Origin of the sequence: Niallia sp. FSL W8-0951, from assembly GCF_038006525.1 — a bacterium.
GTDB lineage: Bacteria > Bacillota > Bacilli > Bacillales > Cytobacillaceae > Niallia > Niallia circulans.
The window spans coordinates 1-5,068 of record NZ_JBBOVK010000006.1; the positions used below are offsets into that span (position 1 = coordinate 1).

Genomic DNA, 5,068 nt, shown 5'->3' on the forward strand with positions numbered 1-5,068 from the left:
TTTACAACCTCCATATTTTTTTTAGGGTGACCACTAATAAAAAATAAAGTGCTATGTGTGGCAGCTGTCAACGGTACCGGACCAATCCCGAAGGGGATGGGAGGATAAGGAGTTGATAGCTTCACTACACCCAAACCCTCCTGGCATTGTCGAAACCTTTGTTTCGACCTGCCTACTGGCGAGGGAGCCCCCTCGAAAAGGGAGGGGGTTGGGGGAGATTTTTATGGGGATTGTTAAGGGAAAAGTTCCCTTAACCCGTCGGAGACAAAGGTTTTTTTGCCGACTTTGGAGGCATGTTTTTAGCGTCGCAGACCGCACACTTTACCTTGTAAAGTATAGTGCGTTATACTTAATGTACTTTAAGTCTCTTGAAACCAAGCGAGGTGGGGTACCCAATGAGCTACTTGGTAGCCAGAATGCAGAAAATGAAATCTCAAAACCTTGGAGGGATCCAAAGGCACAATCAAAGGGAATTTGAGAACCATAGCAATAAGGAGATCGACGTTAGTCGTTCTCATTTAAATTTTGATTTGTTTAATCATGAAAATATAGATTATAGAGATCGAATAATGAATATCATTGAAGAACAAAAAGAAGGATCCAGGGCGATACGAAAAGATGCGGTTTTAGTGAACGAGTGGATTATCACGAGTGATAAAAAGTTTTTTGAAGGATTAGACCAAGAGCAAACAGAAAAATTCTTTACGACAGCTGCAGAGTTTTTTGAAGAACGGTACGGAAAACAAAATATTGCTTATGGCCAAGTTCATTTAGACGAAACGACTCCACATATGCACTTAGGGGTTGTTCCAATGAAAGAAGGTAAATTACAAGCGAAGAACGTTTTTAACCGTAAGGAATTGCTAGCAATTCAAGATGATTTACCTCGGTTTTTAGAAAAAAAGGGGTTTGATGTTGAGCGAGGAGAGCCGAATGGCGAAAGAAAGCATTTAACAGTTGATGAATTTAAAGACATGCAGTCTAGAATGACAGAAATGGCTAAAATTGAAGAGGAAAGAGAAAAACGTATTAAAAGTCTTGAAAAAGAAAAAGAAGCCTTAGAAAGGCGAATAAAGACTTCTAAAGAGCATATAGAAGATAAACATGCTCCCCAAAAACCAGTTGGAAAACAACAAGTGAATTTGAAGAATGGACAATCAATGACTGTTTATCTGGTTCCTGAAGTTGAAATGGTTCGAATGGATGGCATTAGAAAGGCTTCAAATGATGTCTTGAAAGAAAATAAGAGATTAGAAAGTGAAAATAAGCTTTTAAAGGCCAAAATTAGCGTTTTAGAGAGAGCGCAGATACAAATATCGAATATTCTTAAACAGGCGCAAAAACACGCTTCTAGGATTGCTGAAGGGGTATTTGAAAGAGCTATTACATATGCTAAACAATTTCATAGGGGGACTCCTTCTGAAGAAAAGGTAAAAGATAGAATTTTAGAAGATGTAAAAGAATCTCCTGAAGGTTTACAAGACTATGAAAAATGGGAGAAGCGAAAAAAGGAATTTGAGAAGAATAGACATCTGGAAAGATAACTCTATAAAAGTGAAAGGTATAATATACTTTGTAAAGTATATTATACCTTTTTATTTTTGTGCCAAATACGTAGAATTCATTTTCCGAGAATCATTTTAATTTATAGAGATCAAATTTAAGTAAACAATTTGATTCTTAATGTCCTATAACTCTATGGAATTGCAAGTACCTAGGTGAGGGATAAAAATTAAAGTGAAGGAGAATGGATATTTTGAAGTATAAAAGTAATAAAAGAGAAATTGAAATTTCAGCAGGATTTATTTTTGCGATTAGTAATCTATTGAAAAATATAATGCAGTTTTTTTTATAAAAAAAATGGCTGAAAAGCCATTAGGTTTTTTGGGGTTGGTTTTGAGTTTTTTCTTATCTTGATAATAAGGGTAACTATTTCCGCATGGAAATTGGTGCCCTTATTATGGTTTTTCCCTTGCGGCTGTAGGATTTAAACAAAAAAAAGACTTGCAATTCCGGGTGGTTGAATTTATCATTTTAATTGACTAGAAAAAAACAATTAAATTCACCAGAAGGATAATGAAATCCGCCAGAAAGGAGCAAGTCCTTTAAAGGGTATTGGTGTACCCTTTTTTACACTTAATTCAGTTAGGACTAATATAACAAGAATGTCAGATAAAAATCAAGATGAAATTGTTGGCAAATACCAACCTAAAAAGAAACAAAATATTAAAATTTATAGTTTTATAGAAAAAAATTTAAGTGAGAGTGGTCGAGAATTGTTCCAATCGTGTAGTACATTTAATCAATTTATTACTACTCAAGATAAGCAAAATAAAAAACTAGTGAAATCGAATACTTGTAAAAATCGCTTTTGTCCGATTTGTGCTTGGCGAAAAGCTAGAAAAGACGCTATGAAAATATCGGTGATGATGGAAGCTATCAAGGTAGATGAAAACAAAGATTTTTTATTTTTAACTTTGACTACTCCTAATATTAAAGCTGATTCTGTAAAAACAGAGATTGATAGATTCAATAAGGCTTTTAATAAGTTGTTTAAAAGAAGAAATATTGAACGTTCGATTAAAGGATACATAAGAAAATTAGAAATGACCTATGATAAAGAGCGTTTTATCACAAAAGAAATGTATAAGAGAAAACAAGGTTATTATGAAAAACGGAATCTCAAAATTGGAGATAATAATCCGACTTATGATACATATAATCCTCATTTTCATGTGTTGCTTTGTGTTGATAAAAGTTATTTTAAGAAAAAGGAACTTTATATTAAGCAAGATGAATGGTTGGAAATGTGGCGAGATGTAACGGATCTACCAGAAATAACTCAAGTCAGTATTCAAAAAGTTAATTTAATTCGTGGTGGAAATGCTGTTGCGGAAATTGCAAAGTATTCTGCTAAAGATTATGAAATGGCTGTGAGTGAAGATGTGTTTGATATTTTTTATTCTGCATTAAAAGGTCGGCAATTAATTGTTTATGGTGGTCTTTTGAAAGAGTATGCGAAAAAATTCGACACTGGTGAGTTGGACAAGCATATGGGGAAAGACCAAAATGAGTATTTTTATAAATTAATAGCTACCTGGAATGCGGATCTTTTGAAATTTAATCAAGAATATAAAGAGTTGAGTCCAGAAGAGTTAAAAGAATATAACGGAAAATTGATTGATGAAATAGAAGTGGAATAAGGAACCAGGCTTTCGAGTTTGGTTCTTTTTTTGAAAATTAATATAGATAAAGGTTACCAACAAATGGATAGAGAAAAAACGAGGAATTAACGATCTTTTATAGAATTTAGATGTAAAGAAGGTGATGGTGTGCGAGAGTTTGGTTCTTATGCCAAGGAAGTTGCTATTGATTTAGATATCAATGGAAATACATTGAGAAGATGGTCTATTGAGCTAGAAAAAGCAGGTTATGAATTTGATAGAAATGATAAAGGTCATAGGATTTATTATAAACGCGATATTATTGCGTTATCAGATTTTCAAAAAATGATGGAAAAAACGCAAAGTCTTGAAAACACTGCAAAAGCAATAGTATCAAAGGTTAGAGAGAAAAATAACGCTGAAAAAACGTTATCCGTTATCACGGAAAATGATGATAAAATAGTGTTAATGAAAGAAGAATTAGAAGATGTAATTCAGAAGGCTGCAAATGATGCTGCAGAAAAAACTGCTGCTATTCTTTTAGAGAAATTTAATGATTCGATTGAGCGTAGGGATCGTGAGTTGATGATACAAATTAAGCAACAACAAGAGTTCCAAAAACAGTTATTAGAAACAGCAACTGTTAAGGAAAAAGGATCATTTCTTTCTTGGTTGTTTAGTAAAAAAAAATAGAAGAAGCCCTTTTGTGGTTTCTTCTATTTTTTTTTAGATTAATATCTATTTGGTGGGTTGCAAGCTTTTTTCTAGAACTTTGGCGATTGAACTATTTTATTAGGGTTTTTAACTCATGCAGTTTTTTAGGATTTAGAGATAAGGAATTTTTTATCAAGAGTTATTCATTTGGAACCAGAATAAATATGTGTTTAGATATAGAAAAAATTGAAAGAAAAGGAAGGTATTTGGGAATTTTTAGAGAATGCCTTTTAAGGCACTCTTTTGAAAAGGAGAGGAATTATGCAAAAGTATATGAAAAAAGTTTCTGGAGTTTTGGCTTTACTTTTAATAGCTAATGTAATTCTTTATAGTAGTGCTTCAATTACTACAGCTTTTGCCGCAGAAAATAATTTAAATACCCAAGAAGAGTATTATAATAATATTAGAATTCAAGAAGTTAGTCCTAATGGTGAAACTATAGGTGTTAATGTATTTCCGATAGGAGCAGTTTTAGTTTTTATTGGAGGGATTGCTGCAGGTTATATCGTTGATGGAGTTCTTATTCGTTATACGGGGCAGTCAGGTGGCGAATGGGTAGCTAAGGCTCTTAGCTTTAATAAAAAGAAACCTAAGTGTTCAAATATTTATTTTTCCAAAAGAACAGGAAACCCTATTTGTCATTCAGGATCAGGGGGAAAATTTTAAAAAGTATTAAATAAATTTTAAAGAGTGCCTATTAAAAGGGAGGTGTTAATATAAAAAAAATAATAATTGCGTTTATATTGGGGATGTTATTTTATTTTATTATTTCTACCTTGTTTAATTATTTTAAGCAATAAAAAAGTATCAGTATATTTTCTGATACTTTTTTTATTGCTGGCTTGTTTAATTTAGTTTTGGCATAATTAAACTTACGTTAAAGTTTATTGCGGGAGCAATAGCCATTTTTGTGATAGTAGCTTTACTTAGTAAAATTCAAATTTAAAATAGAATATGTTATAATAACAGTAATTAAATGTGTCGCTAATCCTTGAGCGACGAATAAAAAAGGAGTCGTTACCCCTATATAACGACTAATAAAAAGGGGCCGAAGACCCTCCAGTCGGCTAAGAAACTTAGGGCCTTGTAAATAGGTGTGTCGCTAGTCCTTCGGAGATTTAGCGGCTAATAAAAATCTGATTCGACTAATTAAGAATCGGATTTTTTTTGTTTTAATGGAGGTTGTAAAT

The 5,068-nt window shown here is 32.6% G+C and carries 4 protein-coding genes; all 4 read left to right on the forward strand.

The window, feature by feature from the left end:
* Positions 1-395: 395 nt before the first annotated feature.
* The 4 genes from mobV (at position 396) to NSS71_RS25575 (ending at position 4,544) form a co-directional block, all read left to right on the forward strand.
* Entirely contained in the window at positions 396-1,544 is a 1,149-nt protein-coding gene (gene mobV, locus NSS71_RS25560; protein WP_341152209.1) for a MobV family relaxase, read from the forward strand.
* Between the two features lie 621 nt (positions 1,545-2,165).
* Positions 2,166-3,203 carry a protein rep gene (locus tag NSS71_RS25565; protein ID WP_341152210.1) on the forward strand — a complete coding sequence of 346 codons (1,038 nt, stop codon included), beginning with the start codon at positions 2,166-2,168 and terminating at the stop codon, positions 3,201-3,203.
* Between the two features lie 129 nt (positions 3,204-3,332).
* Positions 3,333-3,857, forward strand: a complete 525-nt coding sequence (locus NSS71_RS25570) for a DNA-binding protein (protein WP_341152211.1) — start codon at positions 3,333-3,335, stop codon at positions 3,855-3,857.
* 282 nt (positions 3,858-4,139) lie between these two features.
* Entirely contained in the window at positions 4,140-4,544 is a 405-nt protein-coding gene (locus NSS71_RS25575; protein WP_341152212.1) for a hypothetical protein, read from the forward strand.
* Positions 4,545-5,068 lie beyond the last annotated feature (524 nt).